Source organism: Frigoribacterium sp. MCBA15_019 (genome assembly GCF_001864945.1).
Taxonomy (GTDB): domain Bacteria; phylum Actinomycetota; class Actinomycetes; order Actinomycetales; family Microbacteriaceae; genus Frigoribacterium.
This window is the reverse complement of the sequence record NZ_MJGS01000016.1, coordinates 1-232: the sequence shown is the minus strand read 5'-3', so window position 1 is coordinate 232 and position 232 is coordinate 1. Positions and strand designations below refer to the sequence as shown.

Sequence of the window (232 nt, the reverse complement as noted above, 5' to 3'; positions counted from 1 at the left end):
GCATTACTGTCTGCCATTGTGGCAATAAACGTACGTAGCATCATTTTGAAAGGCCCTCAATCGGTACCTCAGTGGGGACGTTTCACTTTTGGAAAGATCGAAATGTGGTTTATTGGCCACTACTTGGCAATGACAATCGCAGTTGTCGCGGTTGCGGCGCTTTTCGCCATGATTAATGTAGCACTTGCCGCTATCGCGTTGCTGGTGTTAGGTGTTATTTGCTGTCGACTGG

At 47.8% G+C, this 232-nt stretch carries 1 protein-coding gene; it reads left to right on the top strand.

Features of this window, described 5'->3' with window-relative positions; genetic code table 11:
- Positions 1 to 18: 18 nt before the first annotated feature.
- Positions 19 to 232 (top strand): hypothetical protein (locus tag BIV04_RS17320; protein WP_218141853.1); only part of this gene is annotated, 214 nt, incomplete at its 3' end.